The sequence below is a fragment of the Pseudofrancisella aestuarii genome, from assembly GCF_003574475.2.
Lineage (GTDB): Bacteria > Pseudomonadota > Gammaproteobacteria > Francisellales > Francisellaceae > Francisella > Francisella aestuarii.
The window spans coordinates 200,532-225,295 of the sequence record NZ_QLIS02000001.1; the positions used below are offsets into that span (position 1 = coordinate 200,532).

Consider the following 24,764-nt stretch of genomic DNA (forward strand, 5'->3'; position numbering starts at 1 on the left):
TTGGTTTCTAAAATTTGATGGACTTAATATTACATTTCCAGTAATTTCAAGGGTTATTTTTTATGATTAGTACAAAAGAGTTAAGAAGCAAGTTTATAAGCTATTTTAAATCTAAAGGCCACTCACACCAGCCTAGCTCATCTCTGATACCATTTGGAGATGACACTTTACTTTTTACTAATGCCGGTATGGTTCAGTTTAAAGATGTTTTTCTAGGTATAGAAAAAAGAGATTATACAAGAGCTGTAACTGTCCAAAAATGTTTAAGAGCTGGTGGTAAACATAATGATTTAGATAACGTTGGTTATACAGCAAGACATCATACTTTTTTTGAAATGTTAGGAAATTTTAGCTTTGGAGATTATTTTAAAAAAGAAGCTATAAGTTTTGCATGGGAATTTCTTACGGAAGAAATTAAACTCCCAAAAGAAAGACTATGGGTTACTATATATGCTACAGATGAAGAAGCTTTTGATGTATGGCATAACCATATAGGACTTGATAAAGAAAGAATAATAAGAATAGACTCTAGCGATAATTTTTGGGAAATGGGAGATACAGGGCCTTGTGGACCATGTACTGAGATATTTTACGATCATGGTGAACACATACTAGGTGGATTACCAGGAACGCCTGATGAAGATGGCGATAGATATATAGAAATCTGGAATATTGTATTTATGCAATATAATCGTCAAATAGACGGATCTGTATTAGATCTTCCTAGGCCTTCAGTAGATACTGGTATGGGTTTAGAAAGAATAGCTGCAGTATTACAACATGTTGATAGTAACTATGAAATTGATTTATTCCAAGCTCTTATAAGAAAAGCTGCTCAAATAATAGGAAGCGAAAATCTAGATTCACCATCATTAAAAGTAATAGCAGATCATATTCGCTCATGTTCATTTTTAATAGCAGATGGAGTATTACCATCAAATGAAGGTAGAGGGTATGTTCTTCGTCGTATTATTCGTAGGGCTGTGAGACATGGAAATAAACTAGGAGCTAAAGAAGTTTTTTTCTATAAGTTAGTTGATGAACTCATATCTCAAATGGCAGAAGCTTATCCTGAGCTTGCTGATAAGAAAGTAATAATTAAAGAAGCTTTAAAAAAAGAAGAAGAGCTTTTTATAAATACAATTGAAAATGGAATTAAGATATTTGAGAATGAGATTCAAAATATAAATAGCGATATTATCTCTGGAGATGTAGCATTTAAATTATATGATACATATGGATTTCCAGTAGATTTAACAGCTGATATGGCTAGAGAAAAAGGTTTAAAAGTTGATCAGAAGGCTTTTGAGATAGCTATGCAAGAACAAAAGGCAAGATCTAAAAAAGCTAGCAAATTTTCAGTAGATTATAATGAAACTATAAAATCAAATCATAAAACATTATTTAATGGCTATTCAACATTAATAGATGACTCGAAAATATTAGAGATTTTTGAAGATGGTAAATCTGTAAATTCTGTATCTAATTTAGATAGTAATATTGTAATTGTTTTAGATAAAAGTCCTTTTTATGCAGAATCTGGTGGTCAAGTTGCAGATAGTGGAATTTTGGAATCTACAGGTACTATATTTAAAGTAACAAATGTTCAAAAATCTGGTGAGACTATTTTACATATAGGTAAACTTGAAAAAGGAAGATTAAGTACTTCAGATGAAGTTACTGCTAAAGTTGATGGTTTAACTCGTTTAGATACGGCTGCAAACCATAGTGCAACACATTTATTACATGCAGCATTAAAGCAAATAGTTGGTAAACATGCTGAGCAAAAAGGATCTCTAGTCAATAATAAAAGATTAAGGTTTGACTATTCACATGATAAACCATTGTCTAAAGAAGAGATGCGTCAAACAGAAAAATTAGTTAATACAGAAATTAGAGCTAATTATTTAGTTGAGACTTTAGAAACCACCCCTGAAAAAGCAAAAGCTATGGGAGCACAAGCTTTATTTGGTGAGAAATATGGTGATCTTGTGAGAGTTATTTGTATGGATGACTTTTCTATAGAACTTTGTGGTGGTACACATGTAAGACAAACTGGAGATATAGGATTATTTAAAATCATTTCGGATTCTGGGATAGCTTCAGGTATTCGTAGAATTGAAGCTATAACTGGTACTGAAGCTAATAAATATATACAAAATCTAGAGGACTTAGTTGATTCTATTAAACTTCATTTAAAAGCCACAGAATCAAATGTATTAGATAAATTAAACTCAATACAAGAGTTAGTTAAATTACAAGAAAAGCAAATAACTAAATTAAAAAAAGATTTATTATCTGGATCTTCTTCTAATATAGAAGAATTAGAGCAAAATGGTACAACTCTTGTGGCTGCTGTAATTGATGATAGCGATATAAAAACTCTAAGAGATAAAGTTGATGAATATAAATCAAAGAAAGAAAGAGCTATAGTTATTTTAGCTACTATTATTGATGATAAGGTTCAGTTTGTAATTGGAGTTAGTAAGGCTGTAACAAATCTTGTAAAAGCTGGAGATATAGCTAAAATTGTTTCGTCCATAATTGATGGTAAAGGTGGTGGGCGACCAGATATGGCTCAAGGTGGTGGAAATAATCCATCAAAAATACAAGAGGCAATATCTGAAGCAAAAAATTATGTCCTAAATATAATATAAATCAAGAGAAAAGATTTTGAAATTTTTGAAGGTATTATTTACATTTATTATAGTCCTAGTTTGCTCTAGTAAACTTGTATATGCCTTTAATACATCTGTTGATTATACTCAAGTAATTCAAAGGTCTATTGAACAATCTCCCCAATATAAATATATTGGATACCAGTTAAGCTCTAGGCAGATGGATCCAGCTATTAAACTAGGTTATTTATTACCTCGTATTGATGTTGGTGGAAATATATCTGAAGTCAATCTTATGACTTCTGGTGCTAAAAGTGATTATATAGTTAATACTGGTAAATTTAATTCTATACAAGGAATAGTAAGTTTAACACAGCCACTATATGATTATGGAGCATATAAAGATTTACAATCTGCTCAAGAGGGCGCAGAATTTGCCCAACAAGATTATAGAACTAATTACCAACAATTTTTATATGATGTAAGTTATGCGTATTTCAATCTAGCAAGAGCTGTTAAAAATGTTGAGTACACATCATTTAATAAAAAAGCAGCAGAAGCAAACTTAAAAGAGCTAAAAAATCAATATGAAGTAGGAGTCGCTGATACCGTTGATTATGAAACATCTAAATCTAACTATCATATAGCAGTAGCTGATTATGTGTCTGCTCAAAGAGATGAAAAAGTAGCAAGAGCTGAATTACATAAATTTACAGATAGAGATGATAATATTATTTTATACAATAATGATTTTGAAGTGAAAGATCCAAACCCAAAGTCAGAGGAGTACTGGGAGGAACTAGCAATGAGAAGTAATCCTGCCTATATTGGATCTATGCATAAAAAAGATAGTAAATATTATGATTATCAGTCTGCAACAAGCCCTTTTATGCCAAAAGTTAATTTTGAAATAAAATACTCTCCTGGCTTTAATGCAAGAAGTCCATTAGGTAATCCTGTATTAGATAATTATTTACGTCCTAGTGGAGATGTTAGTGGTTTTTATTTTGGCATATCTTTAGAATGGAATATTCTTTCTGGAGGAACAGATTATGCGGAACTCAAAAAAGCTGCTTATGATTATCAATCTTCTGAATTTGATATGATACAAACTGGAAGGGTCGCTAGAAATGATTCTATGTATGCATATAGATGGTTAGAATATAAAAAAGATGAAATAAATGCTTTAAGGAAATCAGCCGCAGCAGCAAAAATAGCATATGAAAAATATAAAGATAAATATGAGAGTGGAACTACAACTATTACTCAATATTTCATATTGATGAATCAATATTATCAATATTTAATCGATTTAAATAATGCTGAATCAGACTATGTATTAGGATTTTTAAGTCTATATAAAGCAGCAGGAATATTAACTACGCAAGTAGTAGAAGACTTTAATAATTGGATTTTATTTAATCAACCTGTGGAGTTGTAATATGGGAGTAATGAAAAAAATTGAATGCTTTCGTTTTGAAAAAAGTATACATACTTGTCCAATATTCTTAGTGAAAAAAAATAATTATAAAGAATGGTTAGAGAGACAAAACAAGTTTACGAAAAATTTTTTAATGACACTAAATTTTAATGAGCAACTTAAAAATATCCTTTTACCAAAGCAAGATGGAACCTTGTTGCAAGTTATATGCTTAGTGGAAGACGATATGTTTACTATAGCAGATCTATATTCGCAGTTGCCAGATGGAGAGTATCATATTGAATATAGTGATATTCCAGATTTAAGATTATACTACCTTGGTTTTGCTTTAGGCAGTTATAGTTTTGATAAGTATAAAAAAACAAAATCTGAAAAAGAGGTATATTTATTTTTACCAAAAGATTATAGAGAAATAATTTCAGAAGCCGAGGCTATATTCCTTGCTAGAGATATGATTTCCACTCCTGCCGAAGATATGGGACCAGCTGAAATATCTAATATTATAAAACAGTTGGCTATAGAGTTTAATGCTGATTTTGAGGAGATTGTAGGAGAAGATTTGGCTAAACAAGGTTATATGGGAATTTATACTGTAGGTAGAGGAAGTTACCGTGCACCAAGATTAGTTAAGTTAAATTGGAATAAAAATTCATATCCTAAAATTTCTTTAGTTGGTAAAGGAGTTGTTTTTGATACAGGTGGTGTAGATATAAAACCAGCATCAGGAATGCTTTTAATGCATAAAGATATGGGTGGTGCAGCAAATGCTATAGCTTTAGCATATCTAATTATGAAGAATAATTTACCAGTAGGCTTAAGTCTTTCAATACCAACTGTAGAAAATGCCGTAGATGCAAACTCCTATAGACCAAGTGATATTATAAAAATGAAAAATGGTACTACAGTGCAAGTAACAAATACTGACGCTGAAGGTAGACTTATATTGGCAGAGCCTCTATACGAAGAATCTTCTAGCAATCCTGCTATATTGATTGATTTTGCAACCCTAACCGGAGCAGCTAGAATTGCAGTAGGAACAGAAATCGCAGGTTTTTTTAGTAATAATAATGATTTTTCAGACAATTTATATAAACATGCAGAAAAGCAAAAAGATGATGTATGGAGATTACCTCTAGCAAAGAGATATATGAAAAATTTAAAAAATGATTTTGCTAATATTTCAAACTGTGGTCCTTCATCATTTGCAGGAGCAATAACAGCAGCATTATTTTTAGAGCATTTTCTAGCTAAAGATTATAGTAACTGGATTCATTTTGACATCATGGCTTGGAATAGCTCAGCAACTCCAGGAAAACCAGTAGGTGGTGAAGCTATGGGAATTAGAGCTGCTTATTCAATGTTAAAAGAGCAGTTTAAATTAAACTAATTTGAGCTATCATGCTATCAAAATAATTCAAACTTTTGCTTTTAAATTCTTATAATTATATTATCGTTAGTAAAACGAGTAAGATTTTATTTATTAGTATTTAAGACCTAATAAGTAGAGATTATAAATTTAGACTATTAGTAAATAGGGATGTATATGAAAGAATCTGTTTTAGAACAGTTAAGAAAAGTAACTAAAGTAGTTGCCGATACTGGCGATTTTGAATTAATAAAAAAATATAAGCCTATAGATGCAACAACAAACCCTAGTTTGATATTAAAAGCTGCTAAAGAAGATAAATATGCTCATATAGTTAAAGAATGTATAGAGAATGGAAAGTTAAAATCATCAGATTTTAGTTCTCAAGAAACTCTTGTTGAAGATATTTTAATGGATATTGTAGTTGCTTTTGGTGTTGAGATATTAAAAGTAATTGATGGTAAAGTTTCTAGTGAGGTTGATGCTAGAGAGTCTTTTAATTCAGCATCAACTATGGCATATGCTAGGAAAATAATAGAGAAATATTCTGAAAAAGGAATATCTAAAGATAGAGTATTAATCAAAATAGCAGCAACATGGGAAGGAATTAAAGCAGCAAAACTTTTAGAGAAAGAAGAAATTAATTGTAATTTGACATTAATATTTGATAAGGCTCAAGCCATAGCATGTGCTGAAGCAAAAGTTTATTTAATTTCCCCATTTGTTGGTAGAATTACTGATTGGCAGATGTCAAATAATAAGCTAGATAGTTTTCCAAAGCCTGAAGATGATGATGGCGTAAATTCTGTAAAAGAAATCTATAACTATTATAAAAATTATGGGTACGAAACAATAGTTATGGGAGCTAGCTTTAGAAATGCAGAACAAGTAAAAGCATTAGCTGGATGTGATGCATTAACAATTTCACCAGCTCTTTTAGAAGAATTAAGTCAGCATAATAGTGTTTTAGAAGTAAGCCTACATGATAGTGGTAAAGTAGAACAAAAGCCTAAGTATATGACTGAACAAGAATTTAGATGGTTACTAAATGAAAGTGCTTTAGCAACACAAAAATTAAGTGAAGGAATCAGGCAATTTGCAAAAGATACAGTTGAATTAGAAAATTTAATAAAAAAAGGATTAAATATTTTATAGGGAGTATAACTATGAAAAAAATATTATCAATCACTTTAGTATGTTTAAGTTTAGTGATACCAATTGCGAGTTTTGCAAAAACAAGTAATATTGAACAAGCAAATGAGCAACTTACAAGCAAGAATGAAAAAAGTGCTTACGTTAGTGCTACAGAATCACATAGTGTTGATACGATAAATGCAAATAGACATACTGCGGTTAACTATAAAAGGTATTAATATATGAAAAAAGCATTATTAATTATTTTGATTAATTTTATTTTATTTCCTGTTATTAGTTTTGCAGGTTCAATGGATACTGAAGAGGCTGCTGAACAGGTGAGTGATCAAAATTATTATGATACTGGTAGTGCGGGTGATGCTGTTTATGCACGTCATAAAGATAACTATATGTATGCTAGTGATGCACATAATGTAGACCAAATTAATAATAATTCATTAACAAATCATGATGCTATGAATAGGCATAGAATTAGTTAATTAGAGAATTAAAGGAAAACTAATGAAAAAGTTACTAACAATTATGCTTATAAGCGTTCTTCCTGCTTTAGGTTTTTCGGCTTCTGATATTGATCAACAAAGTCAAGCTTCTAGCAATAATATACAAAGACAATTACAGCAACGAGGAAATTTGATTCCACCACCAAATAGAGACAATTCTCAAGTTCAAAACTTTGGAAGGTTTAATAGTAATCAAAATCAAAGAGATAATACTGCTCCTGCAACTAATGAAAATAATTCTCAAACTCAAAATTCTCAAAGGAATGATCCTAGAATGCAAAGACAGCAAATGAGAAATCCTGGAATGAGACAAGGTTTTAATCCTAATGCTTCGGTAGTTACTCCAGAAGAAAGACTAAATGGACGGTCAGAAACTACAGATCAAGGAGCAAGAGCTAGTATAAGTAGACCTCAGCCTCAAGTTCATAAAGATGTTCCTATGAATAGCGAAACACAGTCTAAGAACTCTGTTAGAAAAATTCAAAGTAGAAATCAAGCAATGGCAACTAATGATAGAGCCGTAGATAATAATATTCAATCTCGTAGATAAACTATATATTTACTCTAATCTTACCAAGCAGATATGCTATGATTGGTAAGTCAAAATAGTTTCTATTTATTATTTAAGGGTTATTAAATATGAAAAAAAGTTTGATTTTAATGTTAATGTTATCATCAGTTTCATTTACTTCAGTTCTTGCAGAAGAGTGTCATCCAGAAGTTGATGAGACACATCATAATTATATGATTGGCTATGGAAGTCTTATGGATGATGAAACTAGAAAATTAACAACACCAAGTGCTATAGATGTGTATCCAATAATAGTTAATAATTTTAAAAGAACTTGGGGTATTAGTGGTGGAAATTATAAAACTATTTATCTACTTTCAGTTCCAGCAAAAGGCTATAAACTTAATGCTGTTTATTATCCTATAAGTGGTCAAGATATTAAAACCACAGATGATTGGGAACCAGGATATTGTAGATATAGAGTGCCAGAAACTGATATAAAAGCTGTGGGACTTGGAAAACTACCTGAAGGTGCTTACTGGATATATGCTAAGCAACCAGAAGATATACAAAAACCGACAAAAGATCATCCTATTTCACAATCATATGTTGATATTTTCTTAAGAGGGTGTTTACAGGTAGAAAATCGTTATCAGATAAAAGATTTTGCTAAACAATGTGTTGATACAACATATTTATGGGATCAAAATGCTTGGGTGAATGATAGACTCTATCCTCGTACTATACAGGTAACTAAAGATGGAGCTGTAGCAGAAAAAATAGATACATTGCTGTCAGAAAAATTTGATTATTATTTTAATCTTCCATTCTAGTAAATATGCTTATAATAATTTTAATCCTACTATTTTTAGTTTTTCTTATTTTTATTTATATAGCTTCAAATTTTTTAACGAATAAATACAAAAGATTAGATGATGAAACTATAAAAAATAATCAAGCCATAATCTTACTTGGTTCTGGATTAGTCAAGATTGATGGAAAAGTGCTTTTAAATAATAGAGCATATTCTAGAGTGCTAGAGGCTTGTAGAATATATTTCCTTGCGAAGCAATGTGGTATACATTATAAAATAATTGCTTCTGGTGGAGATATTCATAATTTTGGAATATCTGAGGCTGAGGCATATTCTGATATCATGTTAAATTTAGGGGTTGATAAACAAGATATTTTTTTAGAAAGAAATAGCTTAAATACTTTTGGTAATGCTAAGTTTACTAAAGAAATAGTCAAAGAATTAGCTTTTGATAAATATTTACTTGTAACATCATCTTTACATATGAAGAGAGCGGAGAGAATATTTACTAATATGGGAATAAAAATTATTCCTGCTATTTCTGATACACCTTCAAAAGATCCTATAGTAGTTACTCATGAAACACTAGGTATAGTTAGGAGTTATCTGTATAACTATAATTAAAATATGATGATAAAAATATTTTTAGATAATAACGTTTTTGATTTTCTCTTTGAAAAAAATATAGATATATCAAAAGAATTCCCAATAGATAAATTTATTATATGTATACCAAGAGAAATAAAATTTGAGAGTGAACATATTAAATTACAAGAAAAAAATGATTTTGTTAGGCAACTAATAGATAAAGAAATAGTCCAAATACATACTTACTTTGGTTATTATGATGATAGACATTTCGAAGATAAACAAAGAATTGGTGGCTATGATGAAGGTGAATATATGTGTGTTGAGGAGGGGATTTTCCTAAATGAATTAGTAGTAAGTTTTTTAGATGAAAGCTCTAAACACATAAAGCACAATTTATATAAACAAGAAGGTGATATTGCACTAGCTGTAAGAAGTGTAATGAATATAGTTATAAGTAATGATGTAAAAGAGGGAAAAAGTAAAAAGAAAGGCCCATTGAATCTAGCTTTTGATAAAGGTTACAGAGTCGTATTTTTAAATGGCTTTGTAGAAGGGATGAGCTTAAATAATTATATTAAAGAACAGTTGTTGTCTAGAGATTTACAGGCTTGGTAGTTAGTATCAAAAGTAAACTTTACATAAGCGCAGTAAATATTATAAAATCAACTAGCGTAGAAAAACATCTATGTTATAAAATTCAAAAAAGGTTTCTTTATGAGTAATTACCAGTATAAAAACTTTAAGATATTAGAGATAAGTGGTGTAGATACTAAAAAATTTCTACAAGGGCTTACAACAGCTGATTTAAATATATTATCTGAAAATAATGCTATTTTATTAACGGCTTTTGCTAACTTAAAGGGGCGTATAATTTCATTATGTTTTGTTAAGTATATTGCTGATGATAAATTATTACTTTCAGTTGAAGAAGGAGTATTAGAAACTTTACAAAATTGGCTTAAAAAATATGGAATGTTTTCTAAAGTTAGTTTTTCTATAAATGATGAATATGCTTTATTTTTTACAACGGAAGGATTCTTAAATCATAATATCTTAGCAAGAGATAGCTTTGAGTCAGATATTAGTTTTGAAGATGTTCAAAAACAAAATATTTTAAATAAATTAGCAATAATCAATAGTCAAAATATAGAGAATTTCTTACCAGCAGAATTAGAACTAGACAATGTTGAAAATGTAGTTTCTTATTCAAAAGGTTGCTATATGGGGCAAGAAGTGATTGCTAGAATGCATTATAAAGCTAAACTAAAAAAAGAGTTAGCTGTAGTGAAGTCTAATTCTGATATAGATACTTTAGATTTAAAAGATGAGCAAGGTAAGCCATTAGCAAATGTAGTAAATAAAATATTCGTAGAAAATCAAAGCTATATGCTAGTGGTCTTTCATAAAGAGGCATTAGAGTCAGAATATAAACTAGAAACTGGTGAAACTATTATCAAATGCTAGATGACTTAAATCCACAACAGCAAGAGGCTGTAAAGTATATAGGATCTCCATTACTTGTATTAGCAGGAGCTGGAAGTGGAAAGACTAGTGTTATTATTGAGAAGATATCTTATCTTATAGAGCAATTGCTATATCCCGCGAAAAGTATTTTAGCTGTTACATTTACAAATAAAGCAGCAAAAGAAATGCAGGAAAGAATAAAGGGTAGGCTTGATAAAGACTTGTGTAAAGGCTTAGTGATTTCAACATTTCATTCATTAGGATTATCAATCTTAAAAAAGCACTATGCTGAATTAGGATATAAAAAGAGCTTTACTCTTTTTGATAGTACAGATTCTCTTAATCTAATACATGATATTGCTTATGAAGAATTTCAACTACCTAAACAAAATTCAGGCATTATTCAATCTAAGATTTCATTTTGGAAATCTGCTCTTTTAGCACCTGAAGAGGTTGATGCTAGAGATGATTTAGAGGAACAAGCATTATTTATTTATAAAGAATATCAAAAGTATTTAAAGTCTTATAATTCTTTTGATTTTGATGATTTGATTTTTCAACCGATACAACTTTTCAAAAATAATGAAAATATCCAAAAATTTTGGACAGATAAATTTAGATATATTCTAATTGATGAATACCAAGATACAAATGAATCACAATATCAGTTATTAAAATATCTAACAAAAGGAAAAAACAAGTTTACAGTTGTTGGAGATGATGATCAGTCTATATATGCTTGGCGAGGATCAAAACCAGAAAACTTAAAGCATTTACAAGAGGATTTCTCTAACTTGAATGTTATTAAGTTAGAACAAAATTATCGTTCTACAGGTAGAATTCTAAATGTTGCAAATAAGCTTATATCCAATAATAGCCATATTTTTGAGAAGCAATTATGGTCAAATAAAGGCTATGGAGATCATGTAAAAATTATAAGTCTTATTAATGATGAAGATGAGGCTCAATACATAGCTAGTGATATCTTTTTTGATAGAGTAAAAAGTACTTCAAAGAATTCTGATTATGCAGTTCTTATCAGGAGTAATTATCAAGCATTCTTATTAGAAAGGTATATGCAAATGCATAAAATCCCATATACGATAAGTGGAGGATCCTCCTTTTTCTCTAAGAGTGAAATTAAAGATATTATTTCTTACTTAAGGCTTATAGTAAATCCAGATGATGATCGAGCTTTTCTAAGGGTTATTAATACTCCTAAAAGAGAGATCGGTAGCGCAACGATTCATAAATTAGGTGAATATGCGAGTGAACATCATTGTAGCTTTTTCCATACATTATATAATTTAGGTAATATAGATATTCGTGACTATACTAAGTCTAGTCTTATAAGATTTAAAGAGCTTATTACTTCTACTCAACAGAAAATTATCTCTAGTATTTCAATTTCTGAATTAAAGAAAATATTAAATAACTTTATAGATGAAATAGCATATAGACAATGGTTAATAGACTCTAGCTCATCAGAAAAGCAGTCTGAATTTAGATACACAAATGTAATTGAGCTTATCAGATGGGTGACTACACAGCTTGAAGATGAATCATATAATGGTTTAGATTCTCTAAATAGCGTACTTAATAAAATGCTTCTTATAGATATTTTGGATAGAGATACTGAAGATAAAAGTGATAATCAAGTTCAGATTATAACAATGCATGCATCTAAAGGACTAGAATTTAAAAAAGTTTATATAATGGGTATGGAAGAAGGGATACTTCCTCATCAGCAAAGTATAGAGGATGGTTCTATAGAGGATGAAAGACGATTAGCATATGTAGCTATTACTAGAGCAAAAGAAAAATTAACAATAACTCTTACTAAATATAGAAAAAAATTTGGTGAAAAAATCATAACACAGCCAAGTAGATTTCTAGAAGAGCTTCCTGATACAGACTTGCACTGGGTCGGTGGAGAAAAAGAATGTCCAGAAGCTAGAAAGCAAAATTCAAAGGAAACTATTTCTGCTCTTAAAAATATGTTTTCTTAAATAATTTACTATCAAAATATAAGTTAATAAGGGAGTGTAAGAATGAAAAGATCAGAAATAAATAGGGCGATTCAATACTCAAAAGAACTTTTAAAAAAATATAATATATATTTACCTCCATTTGGTTATTGGGATATGCAAGAATGGCATAGCAATAATAATTTAGGAAAGTTAAATACTATAAAAAAAGTTATGCTTGGCTGGGATATTACTGATTATGGCAAGGATAGTTTTGATAACTTAGGAGCAGTTCTTTTCACATTAAGAAATGGCTCTCATAGTGATGTAAAACTAGGGACTCCATATGCTGAAAAACTGATCGTTTTAAAAGATGGGCAGCGTTTACCTCTACATTATCATGCTGATAAAACAGAAGATATTATAAATAGAGCAGGCGGCTTATTAGGAATAAAACTATATAATTCAGATAGCAAAGGTGAGGTTGATTATCATAGCGATGTAGATATAGAAATGGATGGTGTTTTACACACTCTAAAAGCTGGTAAAGAAATACTTTTAAAAAATGGTGAAAGTATTACTCTAAGACCTTTTTGTTTTCATATCTTTTATGCAAAAGAGGGTACTGGTGATGTAGTTTGTGGAGAGGTATCTAGTATTAATGATGATAATATAGACAACTATAATGCTGAAGATGTAGCTAGATTCTCAACGGTTGTTGAGGATGAAGAAATTTTACATCCTTTATGTAATGAGTATTCTAAGCTTTTTGGTTAAACAAATATGTATGATTTGATAGCGGTAGGAGAGTTGCTGATAGATATTTATCAGCAACTTGATGGAAGCTTTATTTATAAAGCTGGTGGAGCTCCTTGTAATGCATTAGTAATGGCTACAAACATGGGCTGTAAGACAGCTTTTATAGGTAAAGTTGGTAATGATAGTTTTGGTAAATTCTTAATTAAAACAATAGGCTCTAAAGGAATCGATACAAAAGGTGTAATACTGTCTGATGATTATAATACAACTTTAGCATTTGTGACGTTAGATGAAAAAAATGATAGGTCTTTTATCTTTTATAGAACACAGACAGCTGATGTTATGTTAGAAAAAGCTGATATTGATTATTCAATTATCAATCAAACAAAGGTTTTATGTTTTGGATCTTTATCATTTACAACTGATCCCACTAAATCTACAACATTAGATATTCTAGAGACTGCAAAAAAACATAATAAATTAATTGCTTATGATGTTAACTATAGACCAACTTTATGGAAAGGTTCTGAAGAGAGTAATATAAAAGAATTAGAACTTGGTTTTAACTATGCCACTATACTTAAAATGTCTGAAGAAGAGGTTTATTTATTATTTAAATCAAATAACTATGAGCAAGTAGCTAAGAAAATTTTTAAAAAATATACTAATATAAAGCTAGTGCTTATAAGCCTGGGTGAGGAAGGGGCTTTTTTTGCAACTCAAGACTTTTGTGGCTATGTACCAGCTTTTGAAACTAAAGTAGTTGATACAACTGGAGCAGGCGATGCGTTTTTAGGTTGTTTGTTAGGACAGATAGTTTCTGAAAGTTTTGATAATATCTCTTTATATAAGCTTAGAGAAGTAATTTTAAAATCTAATGCGGCAGCTGCTTTAAATATTTCAAAAGTTGGGGCTATAGAATCAATGCCAACAAAAGAAGAAGTTAATCTTTTATATCAAAATCAAGTAAGTTAATATAAAAAAGTCAAAACTATAAAATTAGAAATAATGAATATATTTACTAGAAGAAATTTAGTCATAGGCTGGCTATTTTGGCTTATTGCGGCAATATTCTATGCTTTAGACTATTTTCAGCATACAGCTCCTAGTGTACTTATAAAACCAATATCTTTAGATATGGGGGTTGGAGTAGACCAAATCGCGTATGTAATGAGTATTTATTTTCCAATATATGCAATAAGCCAAGTACCAGCAGGTATGCTATTAGATAGGTTTGGAGCTAGAATCATGCTCTCTATATCCTGTTTAGTAATGAGTCTAGGTATTTTACTTTTTGTATATGAGCCAAACTTAAATACTATGGTTTTTGGAAGGATACTTATAGCTATTGGTTCAGCAGTTGCATTTATTGGCTGTTTAAAAGTTGCAGCAGATGTTTTACCAGAAAAATTTTTCCCTATAGCCGTTGGACTTACAAATACTTTAGGAGTACTTGGTGGTATCTTTGGACAATTATTTTTAAACTATCTTGTTTCATTAAGTGGTTGGAAAGATGCTTTAGCTTATATTGGTTATTTTGGGATAATTTGGGGAGTTATAATAATCTTACTTCTAACATATAAAAAAGAAAGTATAGACTCTTCTAATTTATCTGAATCAAAAACCTCTAAGTTTTTCCATAGTTTAATCTTACTTAAGAACAAAAAACTTTGGCTTTTAGCTATTTATTCCGGGCTTATGGTAGGTATAGTAGTTAACTCATTTTCTGAATTATATGATGTGATATTTTTAGAGCAAGCCTATCATGTTACGGAATCAGTAGCTGCGAAAATAAGTGTTATGATGTTTGTTGGTATAGCATTTGGAGGTCCATCTCACGGTATTATAGCGAGCTTATTTGGTGAAAAAAGAATATGGATGTTTATTTGTAATATATTTACGATAACTATTTTTTCTTCTATAGTTTTATTTGCGAGCATTATAAATCCTAATTTATTATTTGTTTTATTTTTCTTACTCGGATTTTTTGTTTCTAGTATGTTATTAGCCTTTTCTGTGGTTGAAGAAATCTTTCCTAAAGAAATAAAAGGAACAGCGTTAGCTATTGTTAATATGATAATAGGCTTATGTGGAGCATTATTTCAATTCTTAATAAGCTATATAAGTGTGTTATTAAATGGAGGTCCTATTCATATAAATATAAACAATAATGTTTTTAATAGAGCTTTTGTATTTTTACTTGTTCCATTGCTTATTAGTACAGTAATTATTTCTCATATGGCTCTTTTAAAGTATAGAGAAAATAGAAGAAAATCTAGACTTCTACAGTTATAACTTCTTTCATAGATCTGCAAAAGGTTTCTCTAATAAAAAATACACTTAGGATTATTCCTACTACTATAAATAATAAAGGTATACATAATGCTATTTCATATTCTGATATAGTTATTTTTCCTCCACCAGATAGACTTGATAAGATATAGCTGATGAAAGGGGAGCCTATAGATACAGAAAGCATTATTAAGAAATTATTAACACCTAGGCCCGCAGCTAAATAATATTTTTGGCATTGTTCAGCAATAATTGCAAATCCTATACTTTGACCACTAGCGCCAATGCCAAGGCAGATAAATGCTATAGATAGAATATAAATATTAATAGGTATAAAGATTATAACTGCTAATGCAAAGAAGGCGAGTATGGCACTAAATATCATTATTGGTTTTCTTCTTTTTATAGTATCAGAAATAAAACCTAAAGAAGGACAGCCAATACCATAACCAAGCCAAGCTAAGGTTATCATGTAAGAGGCTACTTTAGGGTCAAAACTATGCAACATTAGAAAAGGTTTAGCGGCATTTTCAGATAAAAATTCTATACTAAAGTATACCGATGCTGAAAAGAAAGCTATGAACCAAACTTGTCTAGTCGATATTAAACTTTTTATATTATCTAAAATAGATATTGGTTTATCAATAATTACAAATTTATCATCTGATTGTTTATTATTTTTAACTATGAGAACAGTTATTATAGCTAATATAACTCCAACTCCAGCAAGAATTATAAATACTTCTCTCCAGTCAATTCCACTTGTGTTTGATAAAGAGTCTAAAGGACCAGCAGCAACCATTGGTCCTAGTACCCCTATAAACTGTGATAAACCTATAAATAAACCAATATATTTATGAGGTAACCAGTCATATACTGCTACAAGTAAGCATAAAAAACCAAATGCGGAACCAAATCCCATAAGTACTCTATAGATTAAAGCAGCACTAAAACTATTAGATAGAGCAAACATTCCCACTCCTAGAGCACAAATGCCAACTGCCATAGTAAGAGTTTTCTTCAACCCTAACTTATCTGTTATAAAACCAACAGGAACCTGCATAATGCCATATATAAATTGATATGCAGTAGAACTTAAAATACTAAATGTAACTAATGTTAAATCTAAATCACTTATTATTTGATGCTCAAATGTGCCAAGAATAGTTCTAAGTAAGAACTCATACATAAAGAATATAGCACAAGTTATCCAAATAATAAGGGCTGTTAAGGATATTTTATTATTCATCTGTATTAAAATTTTCTTTTGCGATTTCTTCCCAATCTTCTAGTTTTGCTTCTGCTTTTTTATCATCATGAAACGATGCAACCTTAAAAACTTTATCTCCTTCCTTTATTAGTGGATTATTATTAATACCTAAAATTATTCCATCTATTGGAGAAGTTAAACTAACATTATCAGCGTTACCAAAAGGATCTGTTAGATGGCCTATTCTTTGGTTTTTTTTAACTCTTGTTCCTAATTCTATTTCTGTTCTTAATATTCCTGAGGTGTCTGATATTGTCCATTCAGCATCTTCTGAAAGAATTGGTTTTACAGTTTGTTCAAGCTCCTCATCTAGAAGATTTAGCTTTTTCATTACATTTCTGATGCCTTCCATACCTATATTTATAGATTCATTATCAAATCTTATAGCTTCACCAGCTTCATAACAAATAAAGGGTATATCTAAAGCTTGATGAATTTTTCTAATACTAGAGCTATTCACATTTACACCTGTTATAACAGGTGCTTGAAATGCTCTAGCAATTCTCATTGAATCTTCATCTTCAGGATTACAATAGACTTGCGGTAGAATTTCATGATTTACATTACCTGTTCTTATTTGAATAGAGTAATCAACTTTCTTAATTATTTGCTCTGTAAGATTATATGCATATCTTTCCATAAAAGAGCCATTCTCATCACCAGGAAAAGATTGTTCCAAGGACTTACCACTTTGCATTTTATTTGGATAATTAATTAGCCCGTATATGTTTAAAACTGGTATTGCAACAATAGTACCACTAAGTTTTTTTGGATCAATTTTTTCAATAAGGTTATTTATAATTTCAATGCCATTGTATTCATCACCATGCACCATTCCAAAGAGTAATAAACATGGTCCAGGCTTACTACCATTTACTATTTTAATTGGTAAATACATAGGAGCACATGAATATAAAACAGGAAGTGGCATAGCTAAAGTTGCTGTTTCACCAGATTGAAAGGTCTTGTCAAATAATATGAATTTCATAAGCTAGATAAATAGTTAAAAATTTTATGTTATATGTTTTATAAGTCTTGTGATTATAACAAAGGGGATAAGTAAAAACAAAAAAGGGATCTAAGCATATAAGCTTTTTAGAGTTTATTTAGCAGTAAAACTTCCTGTGACGCCACCATAAATATTTTTAGTGGTTACATCAGCAGAACATGACTCACCAACTTTATTAATAGCATCAGCGAATTCTTTATTATAATCTATAGGTGTATTAACAATACAGTAATTAGCAGTTACATTAGTTTCTGTTTTATCTAACACATCGATATTAGATAGCTGATATGTTCCATCTTTACAAGCGAGTTCTTTTTGTGCAACAGAAGTTAAATTACAAGTTCCTCTAACAATATCTGTTTGGTTATTACTATTTGTGTTGATAAGGCATGAAGTTAATAAAATGCAAAAAAATGATAATCCAACAATTTTTTTAATCATAATAGTTTCCTTATTACAAATAAATTTTATTTAAGTTTCCAATATTTAGTTTAAAGATTTTTACTTAAAATAGTAACAATTCTTTCTTACAAACAAAGTATTAATAATATAAAATAGGGAGATAATAATATCTTTGTATAATTTTCTAATGACAGATATACATAATCATAAAATACTTATCTTAGATTTTGGTTCTCAATACACTCAACTAATAGCTCGTAGAATAAGAGAGATAGGAGTTTTTTGTGAGATTTTTCCTCATGATATTGATGATGAATTTATCAAAAATTATGATGCTAAAGGGATCATCTTGTCAGGAGGCCCTGAGTCTGTATATGCTTCAGCAGCTAAAGCTCCGAAGATCGTATTTCATCTAAATATACCGGTGCTAGGAATTTGTTATGGAATGCAAACTATGATTGCTCAACATGGTGGGATTGTTGAGGGGTCTGAGCAAAGTGAATTTGGTAAAGCTGTAATTAATATTTTAAAGTCTAAAGATAATATTTTTACAGGCTTAGATAAAGATCAATTGGTATGGATGAGTCATAGTGATAAGGTTACTAACTTAGGTGATGAATTTGACTTGATAGCCTCTTCAGTTAATGCCCCTATAGCAGCAATACAGCATAAAGAAAAACCATTTTTTGGTGTTCAGTTTCATCCTGAAACTACACACTCAGAGCATGGTAGAGAGATGCTTGAAAACTTTGTATTAAATATATGTCAATGTGATGCTCTTTGGAATATAGAAAATATTATTGAAAGTGATATTGAAGAAATAAAAAAGAAAGTTGGTGAAGATAGAGTTATTTTAGGGCTATCTGGAGGAGTTGATTCATCTGTTGTTGCAGCTATTTTAAATAAAGCTATTGGAAAGCAACTTACCTGTATATTTGTTGATACTGGGTTACTTCGTTTAAATGAGGGTGATCAAGTAATGAAAATCTTCTCAGATAAGAGAGATATGAATGTTATTAGAGTTAATGCTAAAGATAGATTTTTAGATCAACTTGAAGGTGTTTCTGACCCTGAACAAAAAAGGAAGATTATCGGTAGACTTTTTATTGAGATTTTTGATGAAGAGGCTGCAAAGATAGAAAATGCTAAATGGTTAGCACAAGGCACAATTTATAGTGATGTAATTGAATCTGCGGGTAATAATAAAAGTAAAGCTCATGTTATAAAGTCACATCACAATGTTGGCGGTTTACCAGAGGATATGAAGCTTCAGCTTCTAGAACCTTTAAGAGAGCTATTTAAAGATGAGGTAAGAAAGCTTGGTTTAGGTCTAGGATTGCCTCATGATATGTTATATAGACATCCATTTCCTGGACCAGGGCTTGGCGTTAGAATTCTTGGTGAAGTTAAAAGAGAGTATGTTGAGATTTTACAAAAAGCAGACTCGATATTTATAGAAGAGCTTTATAATCAAGGTTTGTATCATGATATATCCCAAGCTTTTGGAGTATTTCTTCCTATTAAATCTGTTGGGGTTGTTGGAGATCAAAGACGATATGAATACGTTATTGCTTTAAGAGCTGTAGTTAGTATTGATTTTATGACAGCTACTTGGGCAAACCTACCTTATGACTTTTTATCGTTAGTTTCAAATAGAATAGTTAATGAGGTTAAAAAAGTTTCACGGGTTGTATATGATGTAACAGGTAAACCACCAGGAACTATAGAATGGGAATAAATTTATCTGAATACACACTTTAGTCTGGTATAAATAATGCAAAATAATTATAAAACTTTAGACAAACTAAACACGCCAGAAGACCTTAAGCTTGTTCCAGAAACTGAGCTTGTGCCTTTGTCTAGAGAGCTAAGGGAATTTTTAGTTGAGAAGCTAGATGTAAGTGGTGGTCACTTTGCTAGTAGTTTAGGGGCTTTAGAGCTTACAGTAGCTTTACATTATGTTTATGATACACCTAAAGATAGTATAGTTTGGGATGTTGGCCATCAAACATATATTCATAAAATTTTAACCGGAAGAAAAGATAAGCTAGTTACTATTAAAAAAGATGGTGGAATATCAGGTTTCCCTAAAAGAGCTGAAAGTGAATATGATGCTTTTGGAGTAGGGCACTCAAGTACTTCAATAAGTGCAGCTCTTGGTATGGCTGTAGCTAATAGAATTACAAAAAATGGGGCTAAGTCAGTAGCTGTAATTGGTGATGGTGCTATAACTGGTGGTATGGCTTTTGAAGCTTTAAATCATGCTGGTGGAATCAAAGAAGATTTATTAGTAGTTTTAAATGATAATGAAATGTCTATTTCTGATAATGTTGGCGGTTTAACTACACATTTTAGTAAAATAATTTCAGGTGGATTTTATAATTCATTAAGAGAAAAGGGTAAGGAAGTATTAAAAAATATTCCTCCAGTTTTTGATTTTGTAAAAAAAGTTGAAACTCAAACAAAAGGAATGTTTGTTCCAGCTAATTTTTTTGAAGATCTTGGTTTTTATTATGTTGGTCCTGTTGATGGTCATGATGTAAATGAACTAGTTAAAACATTAAAAATCTTAAAAGATCACAAAGGTCCTAAACTTTTGCATGTTATAACAAGAAAAGGTAAAGGTTATATAAAGGCAGAGAATGATCCAATTAAATTTCATCATGTAGCTCCAAGTTTTCATACAGGCGTTGAGAAGACTAAAAGTGTAAATATTCCTAAACTAACTTATTCTAATATATTTGGTCAATGGATATGTGATAAAGCAGCTAAAGATAAGAGATTAGTTGGTATAACTCCAGCAATGAAAGAAGGATCAGACCTTATAAGATTTGCTCAAGAGTACCCTTATAGATATTTTGATGTTGCAATTGCTGAGCAGCATGCAGTGACTTTTGCTGGTGGACTTGCCTGTCAGGGTATGAAGCCAGTAGTTGCTATATATTCTACTTTTCTTCAAAGAGCGTATGATCAAGTTATACATGATATAAGTATTCAGAATCTAGATGTTTTGTATGCAGTAGATAGAGCTGGATTAGTTGGTGCAGATGGATCAACACATGATGGCAGCTTTGATCTTAGTTTTATGAGATGTATTCCAAACAATATTATTATGACACCGAGTAATGAGAATGAGTGTTATCATATGTTAGAATTTGGCTATGATTATAATGGCCCAGCTATGGTTCGTTACCCAAGAGGAACAGGGCCAGGTGTTACTATTACTGATTCTTTAAATTTAGAACTAGGTAAAGCTAAGCTGCTTAGAAAAGGTAGTAATAAGATTGCTATTTTAAACTTTGGAACTTTATTACCATTAGCTGAAGAAGTATCTAAAAAATATGATATTACTATAATTGATATGCGTTTTGTAAAACCTTTAGATGAAAATATACTGTTAGATATAGTTAAAACACATAATGTTATATTTACTTTAGAAGAAAATGCTATAAAAGGTGGCGCAGGCTCTGCAGTTAATGAGTTTCTAATCAATAATAACCTTCATAGAAATATTTATATTAAAAACTTTGGATTAGAAGACAGATTTTTAACACATGGAACTAAAAAAATATTATTAGAAGATAGTAATATTTCTTCTGAAATTCTTATAAATGAAATAGAGAAAATTTTATCTAAGAAATAATAGTTATATTCAATATAGTTCTTAGAAAAAAATCAGTTTTAATGTTACTCTTTGAATAATTATAAAATATCTTAAATAACAATTATGGCTTGGGTTTTTCTTATTATTGCTGGAATATTTGAAGTTGTATGGGCTGTGGCACTAAAATATTCTAATGGATTTACAAATATAATAGCATCTATAATCGTAGTTATAGGTATGATAGTGAGTATTTATCTTTTAGCATTATCTATGAAAACTATACCAATATCATTAGCTTATCCTATCTGGACAGCAGTAGGTGCATTAGGTACAGCAATATTTGGAATGATGTTTGCAGGAGATACTGTTTCAACTTTAAAAATAGTTTGCTTATTTTTAATAATAGCAGGAGTTGTAGGATTGAAAATTAGCTCGTAATTTATAGGGTAAAATTAATTCATCACAACTTTAGAAATACTAGCAACGCCATCTTTTTGATGAGAAAGATAAACTTCTAACCCTAATTTTCTTTTAATATAACTAAGAGCAAAATATCCACGAATGAATGGGTTTCCATTCTCATCATCTTCATATATTAGTATTTGATGACGATTATCTTTTAAAAGAGTTTTAATAATATGACCTATTTTTGCATCTTCTAGCATATCATAGTGAATCATTCTAACTTTAGCTATATCAAGCTTTATTTCCTCAGCAGTTAAGTCTTTTATATTTGTTCCTGAGTCTTGAGCTAGTTTTTGTAAAGCTACACCTTCTAGGTAATGAAGATCTATGATGCCTGTAACACGATCTTCTGAATTGATAACTAGAATTACATCTTTGTTAGCTAATTTCATTTTTTTCTTTATATCAGATGCTACTGTATCTGAACTAGTTACTAAAGCAGCTGTAGTTTTATAGTCTCTAAATACTTCTATAGCAGGACTATCAAGGTATAAAAGTTTAGAAGCATCTTCATTTAAGTATTTAAATTTTTTAGTATCTGAAAATTTGATTGTTTCAATTGTTTTGAAATCTTTTAGATCCATTGAGTTTCTCCCAATTATGCTAAGAAATAAAATTATTTTGTCTAGGATAGATTTTAGACAAAAAAGTTACCTTTTTCAAAGCTTATTAGATACTATAGGAAATATATATTTAAATAATTTTACTTTAGGAGTTTTATGAAAAATTATTTAATTACAGGTGGCTCAAAAGGAATAGGTAAAGCAGTTATAGAGCTTTTATTAAAATCAAAAGAAAATTTCATTATCAACCTTGATATAGTTGCTCCTGATATAGAGAATAGTAATTTAAAATTTATCAAAACTAACTTAGAGAATAAAGACTCTATAATCCATGCGGTTGAAGAGTTAAAAGATGTACATTTTATTGGTCTATTTCTAAATGCTGGAATTCATATAAATGGTAGTTTATTTACTTCAAATCTAGATGATGTTCAGAAGGTTATTAATGTGAATGTAATGGCTAATATATATTTACTAAAATATCTTCGCCCTAATTTAGAGCATGGTTGTTCAATAGTTTTTAATGGATCTGATCAATGTTTTGTAGCTAAAATAAGTAGCTTTGCTTATGGACTAACCAAAGGAGCTGTAGCACAAATGACTAAATCATTAGCTTTAGATCTAGCTAAATATGATATTAGGGTGAATGCTATTTGTCCTGGTACAGTTGATACAGAGCTATATCGTCAAGCTATTAATAATTATGCTAAAAAAAATAATATTAGCATGGAAGAAATGGAGAAGTTAGAGGCTGAGGAATTTCCTATGAAAAGAATAGCAAAACCTGAGGAAATAGCTAATTTAGTTGAGTTTTTGCTTAGTAAAAAAAGCTCTTTTATGACAGGAAGCCTATTACCAATAGATGGTGGCTATACTGCTAAGTAGTATGGTATTATAAACTTTGAAATTAGATTATAAAATAAATAAAAATGATAGAAACAGATAGAATAATTTCTGCTAATGCTCCAAATCATAAAGAAGAAAGTATTGTTGATAGAGCAATTCGACCTAAAACATTACAAGAATATGAGGGTCAACCAGTTGTTCGGGAGCAGATGGAAATCTTTATTCAAGCTGCAAAAAATAGAAAAGATGCTCTAGATCATACTTTAATTTTTGGACCACCAGGATTAGGTAAAACTACATTATCAAATATAATAGCTAATGAAATGGGAGTTGAATTAAAACAAACTAGTGGGCCTGTTTTAGAAAAAGCAGGAGATTTAGCAGCATTATTAACTAATCTTGAAGAAAATGATGTTTTATTTATAGATGAGATCCACCGTTTAAGCCCTGTTATAGAAGAAATATTATATCCAGCAATGGAAGATTACCAATTAGATATAATGATAGGGGAAGGGCCATCAGCTAGATCTATTAAGATTGATCTACCTCCATTTACTTTAGTCGGAGCTACAACAAGAGCTGGACTTTTAACATCGCCTCTTCGAGATAGGTTTGGTATTGTTCAGCGATTAGAATTCTATTCTATAGAAGATTTGACTAAGATAGTCTATCGTTCAGCTAAGCTTTTAGAGTTGGTTATAACTATGGATGGTGCTAAAGAAATAGCAAAAAGGTCTAGAGGTACTCCTAGGATTGCTAATAGGCTTTTAAGAAGGGTTAGAGATTATGCTCAAGTTAAAGGTAATGGTGAAATAACCTTTGAAATAGCTGATAAAGCATTGAGTATGTTAAAAGTAGATCCTATTGGTTTTGATCATATGGACCATAAATATTTATTGACCTTAATAGAGAAGTTTTCTGGCGGTCCTGTAGGTTTAGATACTATAGCGGCAGCATTAAGTGAAGAAAAAGGTACTATAGAAGATGTAATAGAACCTTATTTAATACAGCAAGGTTATATCATGAGAACAGCTAGAGGTAGAGTAGCTACTCTAGCTGCTTATAATCATTTTAAATTAAAAATTCCTAAAAGCTTAAGTTCAGATCAGCAAGATTTATTGGTTTAG

The 24,764-nt window shown here is 30.2% G+C and carries 24 protein-coding genes; 20 read left to right on the forward strand and 4 right to left on the reverse strand.

The features are described from left to right. The first annotated feature begins 62 nt into the window (after positions 1-62). The 15 genes from alaS (at position 63) to DNK87_RS01085 (ending at position 15,481) form a co-directional block, all read left to right on the forward strand. Positions 63-2,657, forward strand: a complete 2,595-nt coding sequence (gene alaS / locus DNK87_RS01015; RefSeq protein WP_119330636.1) for an alanine--tRNA ligase — start codon at positions 63-65, stop codon at positions 2,655-2,657. A gap of 25 nt (positions 2,658-2,682) precedes the next feature. Continuing rightward, positions 2,683-4,059 (forward strand): TolC family protein, encoded by a 1,377-nt coding sequence (locus tag DNK87_RS01020; protein ID WP_119330635.1) that lies wholly within the window; start codon positions 2,683-2,685, stop codon positions 4,057-4,059. 1 nt (position 4,060) lies between these two features. Continuing rightward, entirely contained in the window at positions 4,061-5,446 is a 1,386-nt protein-coding gene (locus DNK87_RS01025; protein ID WP_119330634.1) for a leucyl aminopeptidase family protein, read from the forward strand. A 156-nt stretch (positions 5,447-5,602) separates the two neighbouring features. Further along, positions 5,603-6,580 (forward strand): transaldolase, encoded by a 978-nt coding sequence (tal, locus tag DNK87_RS01030; RefSeq protein WP_119330633.1) that lies wholly within the window; start codon positions 5,603-5,605, stop codon positions 6,578-6,580. A gap of 11 nt (positions 6,581-6,591) precedes the next feature. Continuing rightward, a complete protein-coding gene (locus tag DNK87_RS01035) occupies positions 6,592-6,798 on the forward strand; it encodes a hypothetical protein (protein ID WP_119330632.1) in 207 nt (68 codons plus the stop codon). 3 nt (positions 6,799-6,801) lie between these two features. Further along, positions 6,802-7,059 carry a hypothetical protein gene (locus DNK87_RS01040; protein WP_119330631.1) on the forward strand — a complete coding sequence of 86 codons (258 nt, stop codon included), beginning with the start codon at positions 6,802-6,804 and terminating at the stop codon, positions 7,057-7,059. Between the two features lie 22 nt (positions 7,060-7,081). Then, the gene (locus DNK87_RS01045; RefSeq protein WP_119330630.1) at positions 7,082-7,630 is read left to right on the forward strand and encodes a hypothetical protein; all 549 of its coding nucleotides are present in this window, start codon (positions 7,082-7,084) and stop codon (positions 7,628-7,630) included. An 89-nt stretch (positions 7,631-7,719) separates the two neighbouring features. Continuing rightward, complete coding sequence (locus DNK87_RS01050; protein WP_119330629.1) at positions 7,720-8,424, forward strand: gamma-glutamylcyclotransferase family protein; 705 nt, start codon at positions 7,720-7,722, stop codon at positions 8,422-8,424. Positions 8,425-8,429: 5 nt separating this feature from the next. Further along, on the forward strand, positions 8,430-9,029 hold the full coding sequence (locus DNK87_RS01055; RefSeq protein ID WP_119330628.1) for a YdcF family protein: 600 nt from the start codon (positions 8,430-8,432) through the stop codon (positions 9,027-9,029). A 6-nt stretch (positions 9,030-9,035) separates the two neighbouring features. Further along, entirely contained in the window at positions 9,036-9,611 is a 576-nt protein-coding gene (locus DNK87_RS01060; RefSeq protein WP_159240181.1) for a hypothetical protein, read from the forward strand. 99 nt (positions 9,612-9,710) lie between these two features. Beyond that, a complete protein-coding gene (gene ygfZ, locus DNK87_RS01065; RefSeq protein ID WP_119330626.1) occupies positions 9,711-10,460 on the forward strand; it encodes a CAF17-like 4Fe-4S cluster assembly/insertion protein YgfZ in 750 nt (249 codons plus the stop codon). Then, positions 10,454-12,469, forward strand: coding sequence for a UvrD-helicase domain-containing protein (locus DNK87_RS01070; protein ID WP_119330625.1), 2,016 nt, complete (start codon positions 10,454-10,456; stop codon positions 12,467-12,469). The genes ygfZ and DNK87_RS01070 overlap by 7 nt, the downstream gene beginning before the upstream one ends. 42 nt (positions 12,470-12,511) lie before the next feature. Then, on the forward strand, positions 12,512-13,204 hold the full coding sequence (locus tag DNK87_RS01075; RefSeq protein WP_119330624.1) for a D-lyxose/D-mannose family sugar isomerase: 693 nt from the start codon (positions 12,512-12,514) through the stop codon (positions 13,202-13,204). Between the two features lie 6 nt (positions 13,205-13,210). Continuing rightward, positions 13,211-14,161, forward strand: a complete 951-nt coding sequence (locus DNK87_RS01080) for a carbohydrate kinase family protein (protein ID WP_119330623.1) — start codon at positions 13,211-13,213, stop codon at positions 14,159-14,161. A 33-nt stretch (positions 14,162-14,194) separates the two neighbouring features. Then, positions 14,195-15,481 (forward strand): MFS transporter, encoded by a 1,287-nt coding sequence (locus DNK87_RS01085; protein WP_119330622.1) that lies wholly within the window; start codon positions 14,195-14,197, stop codon positions 15,479-15,481. Here the strand turns inward: DNK87_RS01085 and DNK87_RS01090 are convergent. From DNK87_RS01090 to DNK87_RS01100, 3 genes are all read right to left on the reverse strand, one after another. Next, the gene (locus tag DNK87_RS01090) at positions 15,462-16,727 is read right to left on the reverse strand and encodes an MFS transporter (RefSeq protein WP_119330621.1); all 1,266 of its coding nucleotides are present in this window, start codon (positions 16,725-16,727) and stop codon (positions 15,462-15,464) included. The genes DNK87_RS01085 and DNK87_RS01090 overlap by 20 nt on opposite strands. Beyond that, the gene (locus tag DNK87_RS01095; protein WP_119330620.1) at positions 16,720-17,736 is read right to left on the reverse strand and encodes a succinylglutamate desuccinylase/aspartoacylase family protein; all 1,017 of its coding nucleotides are present in this window, start codon (positions 17,734-17,736) and stop codon (positions 16,720-16,722) included. The genes DNK87_RS01090 and DNK87_RS01095 overlap by 8 nt, the downstream gene beginning before the upstream one ends. Before the next feature lie 114 nt (positions 17,737-17,850). Then, entirely contained in the window at positions 17,851-18,198 is a 348-nt protein-coding gene (locus tag DNK87_RS01100; protein WP_119330619.1) for a hypothetical protein, read from the reverse strand. A gap of 148 nt (positions 18,199-18,346) precedes the next feature. Here DNK87_RS01100 and guaA point away from each other — a divergent pair, with 148 nt between their 5' ends. From guaA to DNK87_RS01115, 3 genes are all read left to right on the forward strand, one after another. Then, entirely contained in the window at positions 18,347-19,897 is a 1,551-nt protein-coding gene (gene guaA / locus DNK87_RS01105) for a glutamine-hydrolyzing GMP synthase (protein WP_119330618.1), read from the forward strand. 36 nt (positions 19,898-19,933) lie between these two features. Then, positions 19,934-21,802: a 1-deoxy-D-xylulose-5-phosphate synthase gene (dxs, locus tag DNK87_RS01110; RefSeq protein ID WP_119330617.1), complete on the forward strand. Its 1,869-nt coding sequence runs from the start codon at positions 19,934-19,936 to the stop codon at positions 21,800-21,802. 84 nt (positions 21,803-21,886) lie between these two features. Beyond that, positions 21,887-22,201 carry a DMT family transporter gene (locus DNK87_RS01115; protein ID WP_119330616.1) on the forward strand — a complete coding sequence of 105 codons (315 nt, stop codon included), beginning with the start codon at positions 21,887-21,889 and terminating at the stop codon, positions 22,199-22,201. A gap of 14 nt (positions 22,202-22,215) precedes the next feature. On the opposite strand, the gene DNK87_RS01120 is transcribed toward DNK87_RS01115, so the two are convergent. Beyond that, positions 22,216-22,812: a CBS domain-containing protein gene (locus tag DNK87_RS01120; protein WP_119330615.1), complete on the reverse strand. Its 597-nt coding sequence runs from the start codon at positions 22,810-22,812 to the stop codon at positions 22,216-22,218. Between the two features lie 135 nt (positions 22,813-22,947). On the opposite strand from DNK87_RS01120, the gene DNK87_RS01125 reads away from it, so the two are divergent. Both DNK87_RS01125 and ruvB read left to right on the forward strand, forming a co-directional pair. Next, positions 22,948-23,676 (forward strand): SDR family NAD(P)-dependent oxidoreductase, encoded by a 729-nt coding sequence (locus tag DNK87_RS01125; RefSeq protein WP_119330614.1) that lies wholly within the window; start codon positions 22,948-22,950, stop codon positions 23,674-23,676. A 44-nt stretch (positions 23,677-23,720) separates the two neighbouring features. Next, on the forward strand, positions 23,721-24,764 hold the full coding sequence (gene ruvB / locus DNK87_RS01130; RefSeq protein ID WP_119330613.1) for a Holliday junction branch migration DNA helicase RuvB: 1,044 nt from the start codon (positions 23,721-23,723) through the stop codon (positions 24,762-24,764).

What these genes read in the sequence shown, in the direction of transcription:
- alaS (WP_119330636.1), top strand. Translation starts at nt 63, where the DNA reads ATGATTAGTACAAAAGAGTTAAGAAGCAAGTTTATAAGCTATTTTAAA.
- DNK87_RS01025 (WP_119330634.1), top strand. Translation starts at nt 4,061, where the DNA reads ATGGGAGTAATGAAAAAAATTGAATGCTTTCGTTTTGAAAAAAGTATA.
- tal (WP_119330633.1), top strand. Translation starts at nt 5,603, where the DNA reads ATGAAAGAATCTGTTTTAGAACAGTTAAGAAAAGTAACTAAAGTAGTT.
- DNK87_RS01035 (WP_119330632.1), top strand. Translation starts at nt 6,592, where the DNA reads ATGAAAAAAATATTATCAATCACTTTAGTATGTTTAAGTTTAGTGATA.
- DNK87_RS01040 (WP_119330631.1), top strand. Translation starts at nt 6,802, where the DNA reads ATGAAAAAAGCATTATTAATTATTTTGATTAATTTTATTTTATTTCCT.
- DNK87_RS01045 (WP_119330630.1), top strand. Translation starts at nt 7,082, where the DNA reads ATGAAAAAGTTACTAACAATTATGCTTATAAGCGTTCTTCCTGCTTTA.
- DNK87_RS01050 (WP_119330629.1), top strand. Translation starts at nt 7,720, where the DNA reads ATGAAAAAAAGTTTGATTTTAATGTTAATGTTATCATCAGTTTCATTT.
- DNK87_RS01055 (WP_119330628.1), top strand. Translation starts at nt 8,430, where the DNA reads ATGCTTATAATAATTTTAATCCTACTATTTTTAGTTTTTCTTATTTTT.
- DNK87_RS01060 (WP_159240181.1), top strand. Translation starts at nt 9,036, where the DNA reads ATGATAAAAATATTTTTAGATAATAACGTTTTTGATTTTCTCTTTGAA.
- ygfZ (WP_119330626.1), top strand. Translation starts at nt 9,711, where the DNA reads ATGAGTAATTACCAGTATAAAAACTTTAAGATATTAGAGATAAGTGGT.
- DNK87_RS01070 (WP_119330625.1), top strand. Translation starts at nt 10,454, where the DNA reads ATGCTAGATGACTTAAATCCACAACAGCAAGAGGCTGTAAAGTATATA.
- DNK87_RS01075 (WP_119330624.1), top strand. Translation starts at nt 12,512, where the DNA reads ATGAAAAGATCAGAAATAAATAGGGCGATTCAATACTCAAAAGAACTT.
- DNK87_RS01080 (WP_119330623.1), top strand. Translation starts at nt 13,211, where the DNA reads ATGTATGATTTGATAGCGGTAGGAGAGTTGCTGATAGATATTTATCAG.
- DNK87_RS01085 (WP_119330622.1), top strand. Translation starts at nt 14,195, where the DNA reads ATGAATATATTTACTAGAAGAAATTTAGTCATAGGCTGGCTATTTTGG.
- DNK87_RS01090 (WP_119330621.1), bottom strand. Translation starts at nt 16,727, where the DNA reads ATGAATAATAAAATATCCTTAACAGCCCTTATTATTTGGATAACTTGT.
- DNK87_RS01095 (WP_119330620.1), bottom strand. Translation starts at nt 17,736, where the DNA reads ATGAAATTCATATTATTTGACAAGACCTTTCAATCTGGTGAAACAGCA.
- DNK87_RS01100 (WP_119330619.1), bottom strand. Translation starts at nt 18,198, where the DNA reads ATGATTAAAAAAATTGTTGGATTATCATTTTTTTGCATTTTATTAACT.
- guaA (WP_119330618.1), top strand. Translation starts at nt 18,347, where the DNA reads ATGACAGATATACATAATCATAAAATACTTATCTTAGATTTTGGTTCT.
- dxs (WP_119330617.1), top strand. Translation starts at nt 19,934, where the DNA reads ATGCAAAATAATTATAAAACTTTAGACAAACTAAACACGCCAGAAGAC.
- DNK87_RS01115 (WP_119330616.1), top strand. Translation starts at nt 21,887, where the DNA reads ATGGCTTGGGTTTTTCTTATTATTGCTGGAATATTTGAAGTTGTATGG.
- DNK87_RS01120 (WP_119330615.1), bottom strand. Translation starts at nt 22,812, where the DNA reads ATGGATCTAAAAGATTTCAAAACAATTGAAACAATCAAATTTTCAGAT.
- DNK87_RS01125 (WP_119330614.1), top strand. Translation starts at nt 22,948, where the DNA reads ATGAAAAATTATTTAATTACAGGTGGCTCAAAAGGAATAGGTAAAGCA.
- ruvB (WP_119330613.1), top strand. Translation starts at nt 23,721, where the DNA reads ATGATAGAAACAGATAGAATAATTTCTGCTAATGCTCCAAATCATAAA.